This window comes from Paraburkholderia sp. BR10923 (genome assembly GCF_040948765.1).
Taxonomy (GTDB): Bacteria; Pseudomonadota; Gammaproteobacteria; order Burkholderiales; family Burkholderiaceae; genus Paraburkholderia; species Paraburkholderia youngii.
Map to the genome: position 1 here is coordinate 401664 of NZ_JBFPKO010000004.1, position 18263 is coordinate 419926.

The 18263-nt window shown below is 64.7% G+C and carries 15 protein-coding genes; 7 read left to right on the top strand and 8 right to left on the bottom strand.

What is annotated here, in order from left to right:
- Positions 1-5 precede the first annotated feature (5 nt).
- Complete coding sequence (locus AB3X94_RS10315; protein ID WP_368611455.1) at positions 6-1652, bottom strand: methyl-accepting chemotaxis protein; 1647 nt, start codon at positions 1650-1652, stop codon at positions 6-8.
- A 260-nt stretch (positions 1653-1912) separates the two neighbouring features.
- On the opposite strand from AB3X94_RS10315, the gene AB3X94_RS10320 reads away from it, so the two are divergent.
- Positions 1913-2713 carry a hypothetical protein gene (locus tag AB3X94_RS10320; RefSeq protein WP_176109603.1) on the top strand — a complete coding sequence of 267 codons (801 nt, stop codon included), beginning with the start codon at positions 1913-1915 and terminating at the stop codon, positions 2711-2713.
- 145 nt (positions 2714-2858) lie between these two features.
- Here AB3X94_RS10320 and AB3X94_RS10325 read toward each other — a convergent pair whose 3' ends face one another.
- Positions 2859-3395, bottom strand: coding sequence for a single-stranded DNA-binding protein (locus AB3X94_RS10325; protein ID WP_176125051.1), 537 nt, complete (start codon positions 3393-3395; stop codon positions 2859-2861).
- A 146-nt stretch (positions 3396-3541) separates the two neighbouring features.
- Entirely contained in the window at positions 3542-4729 is a 1188-nt protein-coding gene (locus tag AB3X94_RS10330; protein ID WP_368611456.1) for an MFS transporter, read from the bottom strand.
- Positions 4730-5038: 309 nt separating this feature from the next.
- Here AB3X94_RS10330 and uvrA point away from each other — a divergent pair, with 309 nt between their 5' ends.
- The 3 genes from uvrA (at position 5039) to AB3X94_RS10345 (ending at position 10528) form a co-directional block, all read left to right on the top strand.
- Positions 5039-7912 carry an excinuclease ABC subunit UvrA gene (gene uvrA, locus AB3X94_RS10335; protein ID WP_176109606.1) on the top strand — a complete coding sequence of 958 codons (2874 nt, stop codon included), beginning with the start codon at positions 5039-5041 and terminating at the stop codon, positions 7910-7912.
- A gap of 35 nt (positions 7913-7947) precedes the next feature.
- On the top strand, positions 7948-9033 hold the full coding sequence (locus AB3X94_RS10340; RefSeq protein WP_176109607.1) for an AI-2E family transporter: 1086 nt from the start codon (positions 7948-7950) through the stop codon (positions 9031-9033).
- A 268-nt stretch (positions 9034-9301) separates the two neighbouring features.
- Positions 9302-10528, top strand: a complete 1227-nt coding sequence (locus tag AB3X94_RS10345; protein WP_368611457.1) for a PepSY-associated TM helix domain-containing protein — start codon at positions 9302-9304, stop codon at positions 10526-10528.
- A gap of 58 nt (positions 10529-10586) precedes the next feature.
- Here the strand turns inward: AB3X94_RS10345 and purU are convergent, their stop codons facing one another.
- The 5 genes from purU to AB3X94_RS10370 form a co-directional block, all read right to left on the bottom strand.
- Positions 10587-11456 carry a formyltetrahydrofolate deformylase gene (purU, locus tag AB3X94_RS10350; protein WP_176109609.1) on the bottom strand — a complete coding sequence of 290 codons (870 nt, stop codon included), beginning with the start codon at positions 11454-11456 and terminating at the stop codon, positions 10587-10589.
- Between the two features lie 81 nt (positions 11457-11537).
- On the bottom strand, positions 11538-12404 hold the full coding sequence (locus AB3X94_RS10355; RefSeq protein ID WP_368611458.1) for a DUF4743 domain-containing protein: 867 nt from the start codon (positions 12402-12404) through the stop codon (positions 11538-11540).
- A gap of 71 nt (positions 12405-12475) precedes the next feature.
- Complete coding sequence (locus tag AB3X94_RS10360) at positions 12476-13090, bottom strand: LysE family translocator (RefSeq protein ID WP_176109611.1); 615 nt, start codon at positions 13088-13090, stop codon at positions 12476-12478.
- 159 nt (positions 13091-13249) lie between these two features.
- Entirely contained in the window at positions 13250-13816 is a 567-nt protein-coding gene (locus AB3X94_RS10365) for an adenine phosphoribosyltransferase (protein ID WP_176109612.1), read from the bottom strand.
- Positions 13817-13897: 81 nt separating this feature from the next.
- Positions 13898-15895 (bottom strand): cation:proton antiporter, encoded by a 1998-nt coding sequence (locus AB3X94_RS10370; RefSeq protein WP_176110651.1) that lies wholly within the window; start codon positions 15893-15895, stop codon positions 13898-13900.
- 205 nt (positions 15896-16100) lie between these two features.
- Here AB3X94_RS10370 and kdsD point away from each other — a divergent pair, with 205 nt between their 5' ends.
- From kdsD to lptC, 3 genes are read left to right on the top strand one after another with little or no spacing between them, the layout of a single operon-like run.
- Complete coding sequence (kdsD, locus tag AB3X94_RS10375) at positions 16101-17084, top strand: arabinose 5-phosphate isomerase KdsD (protein WP_176109613.1); 984 nt, start codon at positions 16101-16103, stop codon at positions 17082-17084.
- Positions 17084-17644, top strand: a complete 561-nt coding sequence (locus tag AB3X94_RS10380) for an HAD family hydrolase (RefSeq protein WP_176109614.1) — start codon at positions 17084-17086, stop codon at positions 17642-17644. Before kdsD ends, AB3X94_RS10380 begins: the two co-directional genes overlap by 1 nt.
- On the top strand, positions 17641-18228 hold the full coding sequence (gene lptC / locus AB3X94_RS10385; RefSeq protein ID WP_152851817.1) for an LPS export ABC transporter periplasmic protein LptC: 588 nt from the start codon (positions 17641-17643) through the stop codon (positions 18226-18228). The genes AB3X94_RS10380 and lptC overlap by 4 nt, the downstream gene beginning before the upstream one ends.
- The last annotated feature ends 35 nt before the right edge of the window (positions 18229-18263 follow it).

Sequence of the window (18263 nt, forward strand, 5' to 3'; positions counted from 1 at the left end):
TCGCGTCACGCCGCCACAAACTCGCTATCCAGGCTCCGCGCGCCGACACCGCCCGCGCGCTTCGTGCCCGGCGCCGCAACACCGCCGCGCGACTCGCTGCCGGTCCGGAACACCGCCACCGCCGCCGACAGGCGCCGTGCCTGATCTTCCAGCGAACTCGCCGCCGCGGCCGCCTGCTCGACGAGCGCCGCGTTCTGCTGGGTGACCTCGTCCATCTGACCGACCGCGCGATTGACCTGATCGATGCCGGTGCTCTGTTCGAGCGCTGCCGCCGCGATTTCGTTCATGATCGAACTGACGCGCGCGATCGCGCCGACGATGTCGTTCATCGTCGTGCCCGAGCGTTCGACGAGCTGCGAGCCCTGCTCCACGCGCGCGGTCGACGCATCGATCAAGCCCTTGATCTCCTTGGCCGCCGCCGCGCTGCGCTGGGCGAGCGAGCGCACTTCGCTCGCGACGACCGCGAAGCCGCGTCCCTGCTCGCCGGCGCGCGCCGCCTCGACCGCGGCGTTCAGCGCGAGGATGTTGGTCTGGAACGCGATCCCCTCGATCACACCGACGATATCGGCAATCCGCCGCGAATCGTCGACGATGCCGTGCATCGTGCCGACCACCTGCTCGGTCAGCTCGCCGCCCTGCGCGGCCAGCGTCGAGGCGCCCTGCGCGAGCGTGCTCGCCTGCTTCGCGTTGTCGGCCGTCTGCTTGACCGTCGAGGTCAGCTCTTCGATGCTGGCGGCCGTTTCCTCGAGCGCCGCGGCCTGCTCCTCGGTACGTTGCGACAGATCGGCATTGCCCGCTGCGATCTCGGTGACGCCGGTATCGATCGATTCGGTGCCTTGACGAACCGCGTTGACGGTCGCGATCAGCGACTCCTGCATCTTGCGCAGCGCGGCCGCGAGACGACCCATTTCGTTGCCGCCGAGCACTTCGACCCGGCCGCTCAGGTCGCCGTTGGCGATGCGCTGGAACTGCGCGATCGTCGCATCGACCGGCGCGACGATCGCGCGCACGAGCACGAAGCGGGCGAGCAAGCCGCCGACCAGCGACAGCGCAATGCCGATCGCCACCGCGGTGCTGATCGCGTAGAACAGCTCCTGCGCATCCTGATAGCGCTGTGCGCCATGATCGAGCTGCAACTGCTCGAGCGCGAGCATGGCCTTCTCGTACGCGCTGTACAGCGACGGCAGCTTATGCGCCTGCAATTGCTGGAAGGCGTTGGTGTCGGTCGACTTCAGCGCGGCGAGCGTCGGATCGACGCCATCGCGCAGAAACGCGTCGCGCTTTTGCTGCATGTCGGCGATCAGATGCTGCTCATCGGCATCCGTGCCCGCATGGCTCAAATAGTGGGCAAGCCGCTCGTCGGAGGCTTTGCGGTACTGATCGAAGCGCTTGAGCACCGCGCTCGCGCCGTCCTGATCGTTAAGCGCGACGAGCGACGCGTAGGTCGCAAGCGCCAGACGCAGGCGCAGCAACTGGCCGGAGCTGCCTTCGAGGTCCGCGACGGCGGGCGTGTCGACCGTGTACATCTGCTGCAGCGACGCGTTCGACGAGCGCAGCGACAACAATCCCGCAGCCGCGCCGAGCAGCAGCACGATGCCGAAGAACACGATCATCAGAGTGAGGCTGGTGCGAATCGACAGCTTTTTCAACATCGGACTGGTCTCCTTGGGCTGCCCGGCCGATGGTTCCGTATCGTTGACGATAGCTGCATGGCCACGCAGGCTGCGCCCACGCCGTTCGGCCCGGTCCGCAACTTGTCTGAAAATTAAGCAAACAGCACATTGAGGACAACGGCGTATCGGTCGAAAACTTTATGGTTGATCGCTCGCCCCGCTTGCGTTACATCAATGGAGTCTCGAAGCCGGTTGCTGCAGCCCTTTTGTCGAAGCCCCTTCCCGTCCGGAGCGCGCCCATGTCGGAAATCGGTTCGGCCGTACTCGTGTTCGCGCTGCTGCTGATCGCCACCGGCCTCGGCGTCGGGGTGCGGCCGCTGCTGCCGGAGGAGCACAAGGCGCACGAGACCGTACAGCTCGTGCAGCTCGTGATCGGCATGCTGGTGACGTTCGCCGCGCTGGTGCTGGGTTTGATGACGGCATCGGCGAAATCGAGCTTCGATACGGCGTCGAACGATATGCGCACCTATGCGGCCGAGCTGATCGAATTCGACACGACGCTGCGTGAGCTCGGCAGCGCGGCCGACGAGTCGCGGCGCCTGTTGCGCCAGTACACAGCGGCGGCGATCGCGTCGACGTGGCCGCGCGAGCCCGCGCCGAGCGGCGACTACCCGCGCGATCTCGGTTCACCCGACAATTCGCAGCAACTCGAAAACGTCCGTCTGGGCGACATGCTGACCACGGTGGGGAGGCAATTGCGACAACTGCGCACGCAGGATGCGTTGCAGCAACGCGCGCTCGATGACGCGTTGATTCAGTACCGGCGCGTCATCGACGCGCGCTGGAAGATCATCGAGGAAGCGCACAGCTCGATTTCGCAGCCGTTCTTCTGGACGCTGACGTTCTGGCTAGGCGTGATCTTTCTGAGCTTCGGGTTGATCGCGCCGCGCAATGCGTTGGCGCTGGTGACGATCACGCTGGGAGCGGTGTCGATTGCTTCGGCGGTTTATGTGATCGTCGATCTGGATACGCCGTTCACCGGGCCGATCGTGATTTCGAGTCTGCCGTTGCGGGACACGTTGGAGCATTTGAGCAGGTGACTTTCGGCGGGCAGGCAGGCTCCGTGCGCGCGTGTAACGTAAAAAATGCCGGCAAACAGAAGGCCCGCTTTCTTCACAGAAAACGGGCCTTTCTCGTTGTGTCGATCAGCGGGACGCTGGCCGGGTCGGCATTGAGCCGGAACGATCAGAACGGGATATCGTCGTCCATCTCGTCGAAGCCGCCGCCAGCCGGCGCGCTCGGACGGCTCGCGCCGCCACCGCCACCGCCACTGCCGCCACGCGAGCCGCCGCCCGACGACATGCCGCGACCACCACCGCCGCCGCTACGCTCCGACGGCTCGCCACGGCTATAACCGCCTTCGTCGCCGCCACCCATCGAAGCGCCGCCTCGGCCGCCGAGCATTTGCATTTGTTCCGCGACGATCTCGGTCGAGTAACGATCGGTGCCGTCCTGGGCTTGCCACTTGCGCGTGCGGATGCGCCCTTCAAGGTACACCGACGAGCCCTTCTTCAGATATTCCGCCACGATTTCCGCCAGGCGGCCGAAGAACGCGACGCGGTGCCACTCGGTGGCTTCCTTCATCTCGCCCGACGCTTTGTCCTTGTAGCGGTCCGTCGTCGCAAGGCGGATGTTCGCCACTGCGTCGCCGCTCGGAAGATAGCGGACTTCCGGATCGGCGCCGAGGTTGCCGACCAGAATGACCTTGTTCACGGATGCCATGAATTTCTCCTGTTGATTCCTGTTGCAGGCGGCGCGGCACTACGCGGTTCACGTCTCATGGCCGGCGGGCCCGAGACCAGAAGAGCGCCTCTGCCCGCCGCCGGGTGAGTTCTGGATGATTCGGGAAGTGCCCCGAGTACGCTGCGTTATGCCTTGCGCGGCGGCTGTTTCATCTTTGCGGCGATTATAAGCCAGCAAAATACCAGCCCGGAGCAGGCGAAGAAAACCGCGCTCTGGCCGTTCATCTTCAGCAGCCAGCCGCCGACCATCCCGCCCAGCGCAAGACCGATCGACTGCGTGGTGTTGTACACGCCGGCCGCGGCTCCCTTGCGGGTGCCGGGCGCGAGCTTCGACACCAGCGAAGGCTGCGACGCTTCGAGAATATTGAAGCCGAGAAAGTACACGAACAGGATCGCCGCCACACTCAGAATCGTATGCGGAGCAACGCCCAATAACAACTGGCCGATCAGGATAAGGGCGATCGCCGACAACAGCACGATCTTCATCTTGCCGCGCTTCTCGGCGGCGATGATCGCCGGCACCATCATCACGAACGACAGCCCCATTACCGGCAGATACACCTTCCAGTGCGACGCGACCGGCAGCCCGCCTGCTTCGAGAATGCGCGGCACGACGAGGAACAGCGCGGTTTGCGTCGCGTGCAGCACGAGCACGCCGAAATTCAAGCGCAGCAGCTCGACGTTGTGCAGCACTTCGGCGAACGGCGCGCGCACGTGCACCGGCTTCGGCGCATCGGGCACGACCCACAGCACCACACCAATCGCGAGGATCGCGAATATGCCGACCAGCGTGAAGAGCCCGCTCATGCCGAGCCAGTGGAACACGATCGGCGCGCCAACGATCGCGACCGCGAACGACACGCCGATGCTGCCGCCGACCATCGCCATCGCCTTCGTGCGATGTTCCTCCGCGGTCAGATCGGCGATGAACGCGATCACCGCCGACGACACCGCCCCCATCCCCTGAATCACCCGGCCGACGATGATCCACGTCATGTCGTGCGCGGCCGCCGCGACGAAGCTGCCGATCGCGAAGATCAGCAGGCCCGTCGCGATCACCGGCTTGCGCCCGACCTTGTCGGAGATCCAGCCGTAGAAGATGTAGAGCATCGACTGCGTGACGCCGTACGCGCCGAGCGCGATGCCGACGAGCAGCACGTTCTCGCCACCGGGGATGGTCTTCGCGTAGATCGAGAACACCGGCATGATCATGAAGAGACCCAGCATGCGCAGCGCGAAGATGGCGGCAAGCGACACGGTCGCGCGCAATTCGGGCGCGCTCATGCGTGTGGAGATGGCGGACGGATTGGACATCGAAGCGTTGTTTGAATGAACCGGGCGGCGAGCCCGTGGGGACAGCCTTGAGCGCCGGCACAGCGGAGCAGGACGAACAGGCGGGCGGCTAGCCCCGGCATATCGGCAGGTCCGCGCCGAAGAGACATCGCAATGCGCAAAGCCCGTGCCCTACCGTCCCCGCCGACGCTCGCGGCATCTTGTACTCACGGAAAACGGCCCCAGCTACGCCTCTTTCCCGCTGTCAGCACGCCGTAACGGCGGTCTGGAAAAGTCGTTATAGTAGCAGGTTTGGCCTCTTTCCCTTTCCGCAGTTCATGGAATAAATCCGTGGAACAAATCCGTATTCGTGGGGCTCGCACCCACAACCTGAAGAACGTCAATCTCGACCTACCGCGTCACAAGCTCGTCGTTATCACGGGGCTTTCGGGCTCCGGCAAATCGTCGCTGGCGTTCGATACGCTGTATGCGGAAGGACAGCGGCGCTACGTCGAAAGTCTGTCCGCCTATGCACGGCAGTTCCTGCAACTGATGGAAAAGCCCGACGTCGACCTGATCGAAGGGTTGTCGCCGGCTATCTCGATCGAACAGAAGGCGACCTCGCACAATCCGCGTTCGACGGTCGGCACCGTCACCGAAATCCACGATTATCTGCGTCTGCTGTTCGCGCGCGTCGGCACACCCTACTGCCCCGATCACGAGATTCCGCTCGAAGCGCAAAGCGTGTCTCAGATGGTCGACGCGGCGCTCGCACTGCCTGAAGAAACGCGCGTGATGATCCTCGCGCCAGTCGTCAGCGATCGCAAGGGCGAGCACACGGATCTGTTCGAGGACATGCAGGCGCAAGGCTTCGTGCGCTTTCGCGTGCGCTCGGGAGGCGGCACCGCCAACGAAGGCACCGCGAAAATCTACGAAGTCGACTCGCTGCCGAAGCTGAAGAAAAACGACAAGCACACAATCGACGTCGTGATCGACCGTCTGCGCGTGCGTCCCGACATGAAGCAGCGTCTCGCCGAATCGTTCGAAACGGCGCTGCGTCTCGCCGACGGCCGCGCGATCGCGCTCGAAATGGATACGGACAAGGAGCACCTGTTCAGCTCGAAGTTCGCCTGCCCGATCTGCTCGTATTCGCTGCAGGAACTCGAGCCGCGGCTGTTCTCGTTCAACAACCCGATGGGTGCGTGCCCCGAATGCGACGGCCTCGGCCAGATCACGTTCTTCGATCCGAAACGGGTGGTCGCGCATCCGTCGCTGTCGCTAGCGGCGGGCGCGGTGAAGGGCTGGGACCGGCGCAACCAGTTCTATTTCCAGATGCTGCAGAGCCTCGCGGCGTTCTACGACTTCGACATCGACACCGCGTTCGAGGACCTGCCGGAGAAAGTCCGCAAGATCCTGCTGTACGGTTCGGGCAAGCAGGAGATTCCGTTCTCGTACATCAACGAGCGCGGCCGCACGTCGGTGCGCGAGCACGTGTTCGAAGGGATCATCCCGAATCTGGAGCGGCGCTACCGCGAAACCGATTCGTCCGCGGTACGCGAAGAACTCGCCAAGTATCAGAACAACCAGCCGTGCCCGGCGTGCGCTGGCACGCGGTTGCGTCGCGAGGCGCGCTTCGTGCGCATCGGCGCCGACAGCGACGCGCGCGGCATCTTCGAGATCAGCGGCTGGCCGTTGCGCGATGCGCTCGGCTACTTCCAGACGCTGCGCCTCGAGGGCTCGAAGCGCGAGATCGCCGACAAGGTCGTGAAGGAAATCGTCGCGCGTCTGATGTTCCTGAACAACGTCGGGCTCGATTACCTGTCGCTCGAACGCAGCGCGGAAACGCTGTCGGGCGGCGAAGCGCAGCGCATTCGCCTCGCCTCGCAAATCGGCTCGGGGCTGACCGGCGTAATGTACGTGCTCGACGAACCGTCGATCGGCCTGCATCAGCGCGACAACGACCGCCTGATCTCGACGCTCAAGCATCTGCGCGATCTCGGCAACTCGGTGATCGTCGTCGAGCACGACGAGGACATGATCCGCATGGCCGACTACGTGGTCGACATGGGCCCGGGCGCCGGCGAACACGGCGGCATGGTGATCGCAGAGGGCACGCCCAAAGAGATACAGAAGAACGCGGCGTCGCTGACGGGCCAGTACATGTCGGGCGCGCGCACGATCGAATACCCGGACGAGCGCAAGGAACCCGACGAGCGGCATCTGCGCATCGTCGAGGCGCACGGCAACAATCTGCACAACGTGACGCTCGATCTGCCGGTAGGTTTGCTGACCTGCGTGACCGGCGTGTCCGGTTCGGGCAAGTCGACGCTGATCAACGACACACTGTACCAGGCGGTCGCGCATCATCTGTACGGCTCGGCCACGGAGCCGGCGCCGTACGAGTCGATCGAGGGCCTCGAACATTTCGACAAGGTGATCAACGTCGACCAGTCGCCGATCGGGCGCACGCCGCGCTCGAATCCGGCGACCTACACTGGCCTGTTCACGCCGATCCGCGAGCTGTTCGCGGGCGTGCCGGCCGCCAAGGAGCGCGGCTACGATCCGGGCCGCTTCTCGTTCAACGTGAAGGGCGGGCGCTGCGAATCGTGCCAGGGCGACGGTGTGCTGAAGGTCGAAATGCACTTCCTGCCCGATGTGTACGTGCCGTGCGACGTGTGCCACGGCAAGCGCTACAACCGCGAAACACTCGACATCCAGTACAAAGGCAGCAACATCAGCGAAGTGCTCGACATGACGGTCGAGCACGCGTATGAGTTCTTCAAGGCCGTGCCGGTCGTCGCGCGCAAGCTGAAAACCTTGCTGGACGTGGGTCTAGGCTATATCCGCCTGGGTCAGTCGGCGACCACGCTATCGGGCGGCGAGGCGCAGCGTGTGAAACTATCGCTGGAACTGAGCAAGCGCGATACCGGTCGCACGCTATACATCCTTGACGAACCGACCACCGGCCTGCACTTTCACGATATCGCGCTGTTGCTGGAAGTCATACACCGGTTACGTGACCAGGGTAATACCGTCGTGATCATCGAACATAATCTCGATGTAATCAAAACTGCGGACTGGGTCATCGATCTTGGCCCCGAAGGCGGCGCCGGCGGCGGGCAGATCATCGCCCAGGGCACGCCTGAGCAGATCGCGAAGTCGAAGGCCAGTTTTACCGGACAATATCTGGCGCCGCTGCTCAAGCGCGCCGCCAGCACAAAATAACGCTGCACTATCGAGGTTTGGAGACGGGATAAGCCATGACCAAGCGTAATCAGGCGCGCGAAGAAGATCGGGTGCAGGACCTGCGCCCGCGCCCGGTCAGGCTGACCAGCGACATGAGTCTGCCGAAGCTGTCGGCGGTCGAGATCGGCAGCTACGTCGTGATGCTGTTCGGCATGTGGGCGGTCATCGAACTGAAGCTGCTCGGCGCGCTGCTCGCCGGGCTGCTGGTGTTTCAGCTCGTGCAAATGATCGCGCCGCGCATCGAGCGCCACATGTCGAGCAGGCGGGCACGCTGGCTCGCGGTGGTGCTCCTGTCGACGGTGATCGTCGGCGCGCTGACGGGGCTCACGCTCGGCATCATCTCGCATTTCGAGAACGACGTGCCCAGCGTGCAGGCGCTGCTCGATCAGGCCATGCAACTGATCGACCAGGCGCGCGGCAGGATTCCGCAGTTCGTCGCGAACTATCTGCCGGTCGACACCGAACAGATGAAGACGAAGGCCGCGGAACTGATGCACACGCACGCGAACATGCTGCAGCAAAGCGGCACGACCGCCGCGCGCGCGTTCACTCACGTGCTGATCGGCATGATCATCGGCGCGATCATCGCGGTCGGCGCGCAGAAGCATATGCAGCGGCTGCCGCTGTCCACGGCGTTTGTCACGCGCGTCACGCGTTTTGCCGAAGCGTTTCGCCGCATCGTGTTCGCGCAGGTGAAGATTTCCGCGCTCAACGCGGTATTCACAGCGATCTTCCTGCTCGTGATCCTGCCGACCTTCCACGACCGGCTGCCGCTGTCAAAAACGCTCGTGCTCGTCACGTTCATCGTGGGTCTGCTGCCGGTGATCGGCAATCTGATCTCGAACACGATCATCGTCGCGGTCGCGCTGTCGGTCAGTTTTCCGGCGGCGATCATGTCGCTCGTGTTCCTGATCCTGATTCACAAGCTCGAGTACTTCCTGAACGCGCGGATCGTCGGCGGGCAAATCGAGGCGCGCGCGTGGGAACTGCTGATCGCGATGCTGGTGATGGAAGCAGCGTTCGGTATCGCCGGGGTCATTGCGGCACCGATTTTTTATGCGTACATCAAGCGTGAGCTGATTTATTTGCGGTTGGTGTGAGCCGGGCTGGGTTGGCCTTCAAAGTCAGCGCTCACTAGCGCTCATCGGCCTGCACGCCCGGCAGTCCACGCAGGCGACGGAAGCGAAAGCGGCACTTCGGCGCCGCTTTTTTTATGCTTCCCGCGACGCGGCACCGTCGCCCTGCTGCTGACAGAAAACTTGCAGCCGAACGCGCCGCCCCCTAAGATGCGAACAATTCCTATTTACGCTCAGTCCGCATCGTGACGTTTCAGCTGATTTCCCGCCCGCGATTCCGCCCGGCTCGCGCATGAGACGCCAGCTTGTCCGCCTGCACCGCTGGTTCGGCGTCGCGACTGCACTGTTTCTGTTCGTCGCGGGACTTACCGGTGCGATCATCGCGTGGGACCACCCGCTGGATGCCGCGCTGAATCCGTCGTTCTACCTGGCTCACACGGCTGGGCCGACGCTGCCCGGCCTCGAACTGGCGAATCGCGTCGAAGCCGCCGATCCGCGTCTTCGGGTGACCTATCTGCCGCTCGAGGTCGAACCGGGTCACGCGCTGCAAATGATGGTGCTGCCGCGCACCGACCCGGCAACGAAGCAGCCCTATCCGCTCGACTTCAACCAGATCGCCGTCGATCCCGTCACCGGCGAGATCCAGGGACGCCGCGAATGGGGCGCCGTGTCGCTCGCGCGGCTGAACCTGATTCCGTTCATCTACAAGCTGCACTACACGCTGCAGCTGCCGTTCACCGGCGGCGTTGACATCGGCACGTGGTTGATGGGGATCGTCGGCATCGTGTGGCTGTTCGATAGCGTGATTGCACTGTGTCTGTCGTTTCCGAGCCTGAAGGCCTGGCACAAGTCGTTCGCGTTCCGCCTGAAACGCGGCGGCTATGCGCTGACGTTCGATCTGCACCGCTCCGGAGGCGTATGGATCTGGGGCCTGCTGGCGATCGTCGCGCTGACGTCGATTTCGATGAATCTGTCGTCGCAGGTGGTGCGGCCGATCGTGTCGCGACTGTCGACATTGACGCCCGATCCGTTCAGCAACCCCGAAATCCTGCGCGCACCGCAACCGGGCGATCAGGTGCTGAGCCGCGAGCGCATCGTCGAACTCGCCGGGCAAGCCGGCAAGGAAATGCATGTCGCCGCGCCACCGGGCGGGCTCTACTACGCCGAATTCATGCATGCGTATGGCGTCGGCTTCTACACGGCCGGCAACGACCACGGCGACGCCGGACTCGGCAACCCGTGGATGTATTGGGACGCCGCCACCGGCCAGCGGCTCGCCACGCGGATTCCCGGTCAGGGCACGGCCGGCGATATCTTCCTGCAGATGCAGTATCCGCTGCACTCGGGGCGCATTCTCGGACTCGGCGGGCGGATTCTGATCAGCGCGGTGGGAGTAGCGGTGGCCGTGCTGAGCGTCACGGGCCTGCTGATCTGGCTGAAGAAGCTGAGCGCGCGCCGCCGTTCTGCGCAAAACGCGAATCTCGGGAAAAGCACGGGCGGCGCGGCAGCGCGTTCGTAACGCAAGCGGGGAAAGGACCGCGCCGACCTCGAGCGGCGCGGTGTTAGCGGTGCAATTTTTAGCGGAACACCACCGTCTTGCTGCCGTTCAGCACGACACGATGCTCGACGTGCCACTTCACCGCACGCGCGAGCGTCACGCACTCGACGTCGCGACCGATCGCCGTCAGTTGTTCCGGTGTCATGCTGTGGTCCACGCGCTCGACTTCCTGCTCGATGATCGGACCTTCGTCGAGATCGGTCGTCACATAGTGAGCCGTCGCGCCGATCAGCTTCACGCCGCGGTCGAACGCCTGGTAGTACGGCTTCGCGCCCTTGAAGCTCGGCAGGAACGAGTGATGGATGTTGATCGCGCGCCCGGCGAGCGCCTCGCACAGGTTCGGCGACAGAATCTGCATGTAGCGCGCGAGCACCACGAGGTCAGCCTGATGCTCGCTGATCACTTCGAGCACGCGCGCTTCCTGCGCGGTTTTCGCTTCCGGCGTGCCGCCGAGCAGCGGGAAGTGATGGAACGGGATGTCGTAACTCGCGGCGAGCTGGTAGAACTCCTTGTGGTTCGAGATGATCGCCGGGATGTCGATGTTCAGCTGACCGGTGCGGTAGCGAAACAGCAGATCGTTCAGGCAGTGGCCGATCTTCGACACCATGATCACGACGCGCGGCTTCACGTTCGCGTCGTGCAACTCCCAGCTCATGCCGAACTGCTCGGCGAGTGCCACGAACGACGCGCGCAGCGCGTCGAGGCCCGGATCGCCGCCCACCTGTTGAAAATGCACGCGCATGAAGAACTCGCCGGTGCGGCTGTCCCCGAACTGCGCGGAGTCGAGAATATTGCTGCCGCGCTCGAACAGAAAGCCCGACACGGCGTGAACGATGCCGGGCCGGTCGGCGCACGACAGTTTGAGGATAAAGCTGTGATCGGTCGACATGACCTCGGTGACTCCCTTCTTCATTGCGTGGTTTGTTTCAGTGGTACTGGCTGCGGGGCGGGCCTGACCGATGAGCCTCGGTTAGCCCAGCGGCGGCGGCGCGAACAGCGCGTCGATACCCTCGCACGCGTCCTCGTCGATCCAGCGGCGGCGCAGCAGGCAATCGAGCGTCGCGAGGCTGGCGTCGACGGTTAGCGCGCCTTCCTCGATCCAGCGCGCGACTTCATCGATGCGTGCGAGCCGGTGTTCGCCCACTTCGCCGTCCTGGTTGCGCGGCGCGAAGTCCGCGGGCAGCGCGAGGTCGTAGATGAAGATCTGCTCGGCCTGTGTGCCTTCCGGCAGCGATTGCAGCACGTGCGCGGTGCGGCCCGCGACCGCTCCCGCCGCGATCTCCGCTGGAATGCCCGCTTCTTCCCAGCACTCCTTGACGATCGTTTCGGCGATACCGAAGCCCCAGCCGATCCCGCCCGCGACGACATTGTCGAGCATGCCGGGGTCGGTGGCCTTCGTGTCGCTGCGGCGCGCGATCCACAATTGCGGCGCTCCGCCAAAGGGCGCTCCGCCTTCCGCATATTCTACGACGCCGTTCAGATGCACCGCGTAGGTCATCGTGCCGAAGAAGCGCGACGCCGCGCGCTCGATATACGCGAGCGGCGGCGCGTCGAACGCATTGCGGATCGCGTAGGTCTCGTTGCGCCAGCCGGGGATGCGGCCATCGGCGGCGAGCGCGCCGATCACGGAAGCGAGCGCCGCGCTGCGCAGATGGACGGTATCGAAGGTGGCGGAGAGCGTCACGCCGTAGTTCGCGATCTCGAACACGTCGGGCCAGCGCGCGAGCAGCGGCACGTCGCGCTCGCGAATCCAGCCGACCTGTTCGGCGCAGATCAGAAACGGCCGATGCGCGGTCGCGTCGAAGCGGCGCGCGGCGGTGATGCAAGGCAAAGTCATCGAAAACTCCAAACTGTCCGCCGTCGTGGCGAACCTGGCAAAGCGGAAGCGGACGGGTTGCGTGACGCGCGTCAGTCGCGCAGTGCGACGCGAATCCCGATCGCGATGAACGTCGCGCCGGCCACGCGATCGAGCCACAGGCCGACACGCGGCCGCCGTCTGAGCCAACTGCCGATGATCCCCGCGCACACGCCGAACAGCGAAAACACTACGACGGTCTGCAGCATGAACAGCGCGCCGAGCTCGAGCATCTGCACGGTCACGCTCTGCGCGCCGCCGGGCTGCACGAACTGCGGCAGAAACACGACGAAGAACAGCGTGACCTTCGGATTCATCAGATTGCCGAGCACGCTCTGGCGAAAGACAGCCGAAAGCGGCTGCGGCGCACGCTCGTGCGCGGTCGCGAGCCCCTGACTGCGCAGCGCCTTGATACCGATCCACACCAGATACGCGGCGCCGGCGAGCTTGATCGCTTCGAACGCGAGCGGCGACGAGCGCAGCAGCGCGGCGACGCCGAGCGCCGCGAGCGTCGTATGAAACGTGATGCCGGCGGCAAAGCCGAGCGCGGCGACGAGGCCGGCCGCGCGGCCCTGCGAGATGCCGCGCGCGAGCACCTGCAGATTGTCCGGGCCGGGCGCCACGGTGATCGCAATCGAAGTGGCGAGAAACAGCAGGAAATTGGGCATCGTGGTGGCCTTCTGGGTTGGGCGGCTGGTGAGCCCTGGCGGTGAGCCATGTCGTTGAACCCGGTTGGCCTTGTGCGGCCAACGGAGCCTGTGCGACTTTAACTGCTGGTACGGCTAGAAAGCCGACCGTCACGGCGCACGCCGTAACGGCCTCCGGGTTCAGTGACCGCCGAAACTCGTCACTGTATAGAGCGCAAGACCGCCCTCGCACAGCAGCTTCGAACCGCCCAGGTCCGGCAGATCGACGATCGCCGCGCCTTCCACGACGACCGCGCCGAGCCGCTCGAGCAGCAGCTTGCCGGCCATCATCGTGCCGCCGGTCGCGATCAGGTCGTCGATGATCACGACGCGATCGCCCGGCTCGCACGCATCCTCGTGAATCTCGACTGTCGCGGTGCCGTATTCCAGTTCATACGATTGCGAGATCCGCTTGTACGGCAGCTTGCCCGCCTTGCGAATCGGGATGAAGCCGACACTCAGCTCGTGCGCGACGATCGGCCCGATGATGAAGCCGCGCGCATCGAGCCCGGCGATGTAATCGAGCTTCGCATCGATATAGCGCTGCACGAACAGGTCGATCAGCACGCGCAGCGACTTCGGCTCGCGCAGGAGCGGCGTGATGTCGCGGAACTGCACGCCCGGCTGCGGCCAGTCGGGCACCGTGCGAATGTGACTTCTGATGTACTCGGCCGCATCGAGCGGCGCGCTCGCGAGCGCGTTGGACATGATGTCTCCGGAGGGACCTCGACAGGTCCGGTGAAATGCTTGAATTAGCGTCGCCCGCCAGAACGGGCCAGGTTCACGGGTTCAGGCCGCGGCGGCGCGGCGGTGCTTCGACAGCCGCTCCTCGGCCTGCGCCAGTTGCTCGGGCAGACCGCGCAGCACCACGATGTCGCTCGCGCGCAGTTTCGTCGACGGGTCCGGTTCGACGCCGCGGATGCCGTGCCGGCGGATCGCTGTCACTTCGACACCGAGTTCGTACAGGCCCACCTCGGCGAGCGTACGGCCCACCGCGTCGGCGCTCTCGTCGACCGGCACCGATTGTAGCCGCACCTGCTCGTGGCCGTCGTCGTCGTCGATGTCGTCGGCGCCGTGGAAATAGCCGCGCAACAGCGAGTAGCGTTCGTCGCGCATCTCCTCGACGCGCCGCACCACGCGGCGCATCGGCACGCCCATCACGACGAGCGTGTGCGACGCGAGCATCAGGCTGCCCTCTACGATCTCCGGAATCACCTCGGTCGCCCCGGCGGCGAGCAGTTTCTCCAGATCGGCGTCGTCGACGGTACGCACGATGACCGGCAGCGTCGGCTCCATCTCGTGAATGTTGTGCAGCACGCGCATTGCCGACGGCGTGTTCGCGTAGGTGATCGCGATCGCGCCCGCGCGATGCAGGCCCGCGGCGAGCAGCGACTCGCGCCGCCCCGCGTCGCCGAACACGACCGATTCACCGGCCGCCGCGGCCGCCGCGACGCGGTCGGGATCGAGGTCAAGCGCGACATACGAGAGCCCTTCATGCTCGAGCATGCGCGCGAGGTTCTGCCCGGCGCGCCCATAGCCGCAGATGATCACGTGGCCGCTCTGCTTCAGGCTCTGGGTCGCGATGCGTGTCATCTGCAACGACTGCATCATCCATTCGGTCGACGACAGCCGCAGCACGACGCGGTCCGCGTTCTGGATCATGAACGGCGCGGCGAGCATCGACAGCAGCATCGCGGCGAGAATCGTCTGCAACAGCGTCGCGTCGACCAGATGCCGGTCGAGGATCAGGTTCAGCAGCACGAAGCCGAACTCGCCCGCCTGCGCGAGACCGATACCGGTGCGCATCGCGACGCCCGGCGTCGCGCCGAAAAGCCGCGCGAGGCCGGTAATCATGACCATCTTCAGCAGCACCGGGCCGACGAAAAACGCCAGCACGACGAGGGGATGCTCCCAGATCACGCGCGGATTGAGCAGCATGCCGGTAGTCACGAAGAAGAGCCCGAGCAGCACGTCGCGAAACGGCTTGATGTCCTCTTCCACCTGATGCCGGTACGGCGTCTCGGCGATCAGCATGCCGGCAATGAACGCGCCGAGCGCGAGTGACAGCCCGAATTTGTCGGTGATGAACGCGGCGCCGAGCGTCACCAGCAGCAGATTGAGGATGAACAGCTCCTGCGAGCGGCGCCGCGCGACCACGTTGAACCAGCGCGTCATGAAGCGCTGGCCGACGATCAGCAGCAGCGCGAGGGCCACGACGATCTTGATCGCCGCGATGCCGAGCGCGCTGGCCAGATTCTCCGAGCGGCCGCCGAGCGCCGAAATGATGATCAAAAGCGGCACCACCGCGAGATCCTGGAACAGCAGCACGCCGAAGATATTGCGGCCGTGCTCGGTTTCGATCTCGAGCCGCTCCGCCAGCATCTTGCTGACGATCGCGGTCGACGACATCGCCAGCGCGCCGCCCAGCGCGACGCACGCCTGCCACGTGATATGCACCCAGCGCTCCAGCACGAAGCCGAGCGACACCGCTACCCCGACTGTGCCGATCACCTGCAGCAAGCCGAGTCCGAACACGAGCCGGCGCATCGTGCGCAACTTGGCCAGCGAAAACTCCAGCCCGATCGAGAACATCAGGAACACGACGCCGAATTCCGCGAGATTCTGCGCGCCCGCCGAATCGGGAATCAGCCCGAACGCATGCGGCCCGACGACGATGCCGACCGTCAGATAGCCGAGCATCGGCGGGAGATTCAGGAAACGAAAGATCACCACGCCCGCCACCGATGCCAGCAGCAGAAACAGCGTCATTTCGAGCGGGGAAATCATCGGCAAAAACGCATGGGTGAAGCGTCCTCGTTCGTCAGCGGAACCGCGCACGAGAACGCCGTGCGACATAATGGATTGGGCCGGAAAAAAGCTGCTAAAGAGCTGCAAAGCAGCTGCAAATGAGACTATCGACAGGCCGACGAAGACAGCGGCCCGGCACAGCAGGCCCGGCGCGGCGAACAGGCGCCTTTGCTATACTCCGCGCATGATAGCGAAAATCAATGGCGACAGGGCACTCACGCTTGCTCGCGACGTACTCGACATCGAAGCGGACGCCGTGCGGGCGCTTCGCGACCAGCTCGACGGCAGTTTTGTCGGCGCGGTCGATTTCATCCTGGGTTGCCGTGGGCGCGTGGTCGTCTCCGGCATCGGCAAATCCGGTCACATAGCCCGCAAGCTGGCGGCCACGCTGGCAAGCACCGGCACACCCGCGTTCTTCGTGCATCCGGCGGAAGCCAGTCACGGCGACCTCGGCATGGTCACCGCCGACGACGTCTTCCTCGCGCTGTCCAATTCTGGCGAAACCGAAGAGTTGATGGCAATCCTGCCGCTCATCAAGCGGATCGGCGCGAAGCTGATCGCGATGACGGGCCGCCCCGGCTCCAGCCTCGCGCAACTCGCGGACGTGCATCTGAATTCCGGCGTCGCGAAGGAAGCCTGTCCGATGAATCTCGCGCCCACCGCCAGCACCACCGCCGCGCTCGCGCTCGGCGACGCGCTGGCGGTCGCGGTGCTCGACGCGCGCGGCTTCGGCCGCGACGACTTCGCGCGCTCGCATCCGGGCGGCGCGCTCGGCCGACGCCTGCTTACCTATGTGCGCGACGTCATGCGCACCGGCGACCAGTTGCCGCAGGTCACACCCGACGCGACCGTCAGCGATGCCCTCTTCCAACTGACCGCAAAACGCATGGGCATGACCTCGGTCGTCGACCACGAAGGCCGTGTGACGGGCATCTTCACGGATGGCGACCTGCGCCGAGTGCTCGAACGCGACGGCGATTTTCGCCAGTTGCCGATCGGTTCGGTGATGACCGCGGGCCCGCGCACGATCGGGCCGGATCAACTCGCGGTCGAAGCCGTGGAACTGATGGAGCGCTATCGCATCAATCAGATGCTGGTCGTCGACGAATCGGGCAAGCTAATCGGCGCGCTCAACATGCACGACCTGTTTTCGAAGAAGGTGATCTGATGGCCGTTGCTCCTCCTACCGCTACCGAACGCGCAAGCCGCGTGAAGCTGATGATTTTCGACGTCGACGGCGTACTGACCGACGGCGGCCTGCTGTTCACGGCGGAAGGCGACACGATGAAAGGCTTCAACTCGATGGACGGCCACGGCATGAAGCTGCTGCGCCAGGCCGGCATCGAAACGGCCATCATCACCGGGCGCCAGTCCGGCATCGTGGCGGCGCGGGTGAAAGAATTGAACATCACGCACGTCTACCAGGGCGTGCAGGACAAGCCGCAGGCGTTCGCCGACCTGCTGCGGCAAACCGGCCTCACCGCCGAGGAATGCGGCTACATGGGCGACGACTGGGTCGATCTCGCGGTAATGCTGCGCGTCGGCTTCGCGGCTGCGCCGGCCAATTCGCATCCCGAAGTGATCGCGCGTGCGCATTGGGTCAGCGAGGCGCGCGGCGGCCACGGCGCGGCACGCGAAGTGGTCGATACGCTGCTGCGCGCGCAGCACAAATATGAAGCACTGCTTGCGGCGGCGTGCAGCGGCGAGCAACGGGGCCTCGTGGGATGAACCAGTTTCGCCTGACTTCGCTGATCCCGCTCATCGCGATGGCGGCGCTCGCCGGCATCACGTGGTGGCTGCTGCAAGCCACGTTGCCGCGCAAGACCGACAACGAGGTGCGCCCGAAAGAGCACACGCCGGACTACTTCGCGGACAACTTCTCGGTGTCCGAGCTCGACCAGTCGGGCGCGACGCAGTACCGGCTGACCGCGCAGTCGCTGATCCATTACGAGGACGACGAAATGAGCGACCTCGTCAAACCGGCAATGCGCGCGTTCCAGCCCGGCAAGCCGATCGTCACCGCGACCGGCGATACCGGCACGGTCAACGCGGATGCGTCGATCGTCAATCTGTACCAGAACGCCCGCATCCTGCGCGCGCCCGGCGGCGGCGATCCGCAGATGCAGGCTGATTCCGAGCATTTCAGGGTCCTCGTCAACGACGATGTGATCGAGACTGAAAAGCCAGTTAAACTTCAGCGCGGCATGTCGGTGATGACTGCCAGCGGCATGAAATACAACAATGTCACCCGGTTTATGCAATTGTTCGGCAATGTAAGAGGCGCAATCGCCGCGTCCGATTCCGGCCACTAAGCCAACGCATACCGGGTAATCCATTCCAGGCGTGA

Excerpts from the sequence above, each read along its gene's own strand:
- AB3X94_RS10330 (WP_368611456.1), bottom strand. The coding sequence starts at position 4,729 with ATGTCCAATCCGTCCGCCATCTCCACACGCATGAGCGCGCCCGAATTG.
- AB3X94_RS10320 (WP_176109603.1), top strand. The coding sequence starts at position 1,913 with ATGTCGGAAATCGGTTCGGCCGTACTCGTGTTCGCGCTGCTGCTGATC.
- AB3X94_RS10355 (WP_368611458.1), bottom strand. The coding sequence starts at position 12,404 with ATGACTTTGCCTTGCATCACCGCCGCGCGCCGCTTCGACGCGACCGCG.
- AB3X94_RS10345 (WP_368611457.1), top strand. The coding sequence starts at position 9,302 with ATGAGACGCCAGCTTGTCCGCCTGCACCGCTGGTTCGGCGTCGCGACT.
- AB3X94_RS10380 (WP_176109614.1), top strand. The coding sequence starts at position 17,084 with ATGGCCGTTGCTCCTCCTACCGCTACCGAACGCGCAAGCCGCGTGAAG.
- AB3X94_RS10370 (WP_176110651.1), bottom strand. The coding sequence starts at position 15,895 with ATGATTTCCCCGCTCGAAATGACGCTGTTTCTGCTGCTGGCATCGGTG.
- kdsD (WP_176109613.1), top strand. The coding sequence starts at position 16,101 with ATGATAGCGAAAATCAATGGCGACAGGGCACTCACGCTTGCTCGCGAC.
- AB3X94_RS10340 (WP_176109607.1), top strand. The coding sequence starts at position 7,948 with ATGACCAAGCGTAATCAGGCGCGCGAAGAAGATCGGGTGCAGGACCTG.
- purU (WP_176109609.1), bottom strand. The coding sequence starts at position 11,456 with ATGTCGACCGATCACAGCTTTATCCTCAAACTGTCGTGCGCCGACCGG.
- AB3X94_RS10360 (WP_176109611.1), bottom strand. The coding sequence starts at position 13,090 with ATGCCCAATTTCCTGCTGTTTCTCGCCACTTCGATTGCGATCACCGTG.
- AB3X94_RS10315 (WP_368611455.1), bottom strand. The coding sequence starts at position 1,652 with ATGTTGAAAAAGCTGTCGATTCGCACCAGCCTCACTCTGATGATCGTG.
- AB3X94_RS10365 (WP_176109612.1), bottom strand. The coding sequence starts at position 13,816 with ATGTCCAACGCGCTCGCGAGCGCGCCGCTCGATGCGGCCGAGTACATC.
- AB3X94_RS10325 (WP_176125051.1), bottom strand. The coding sequence starts at position 3,395 with ATGGCATCCGTGAACAAGGTCATTCTGGTCGGCAACCTCGGCGCCGAT.
- lptC (WP_152851817.1), top strand. The coding sequence starts at position 17,641 with ATGAACCAGTTTCGCCTGACTTCGCTGATCCCGCTCATCGCGATGGCG.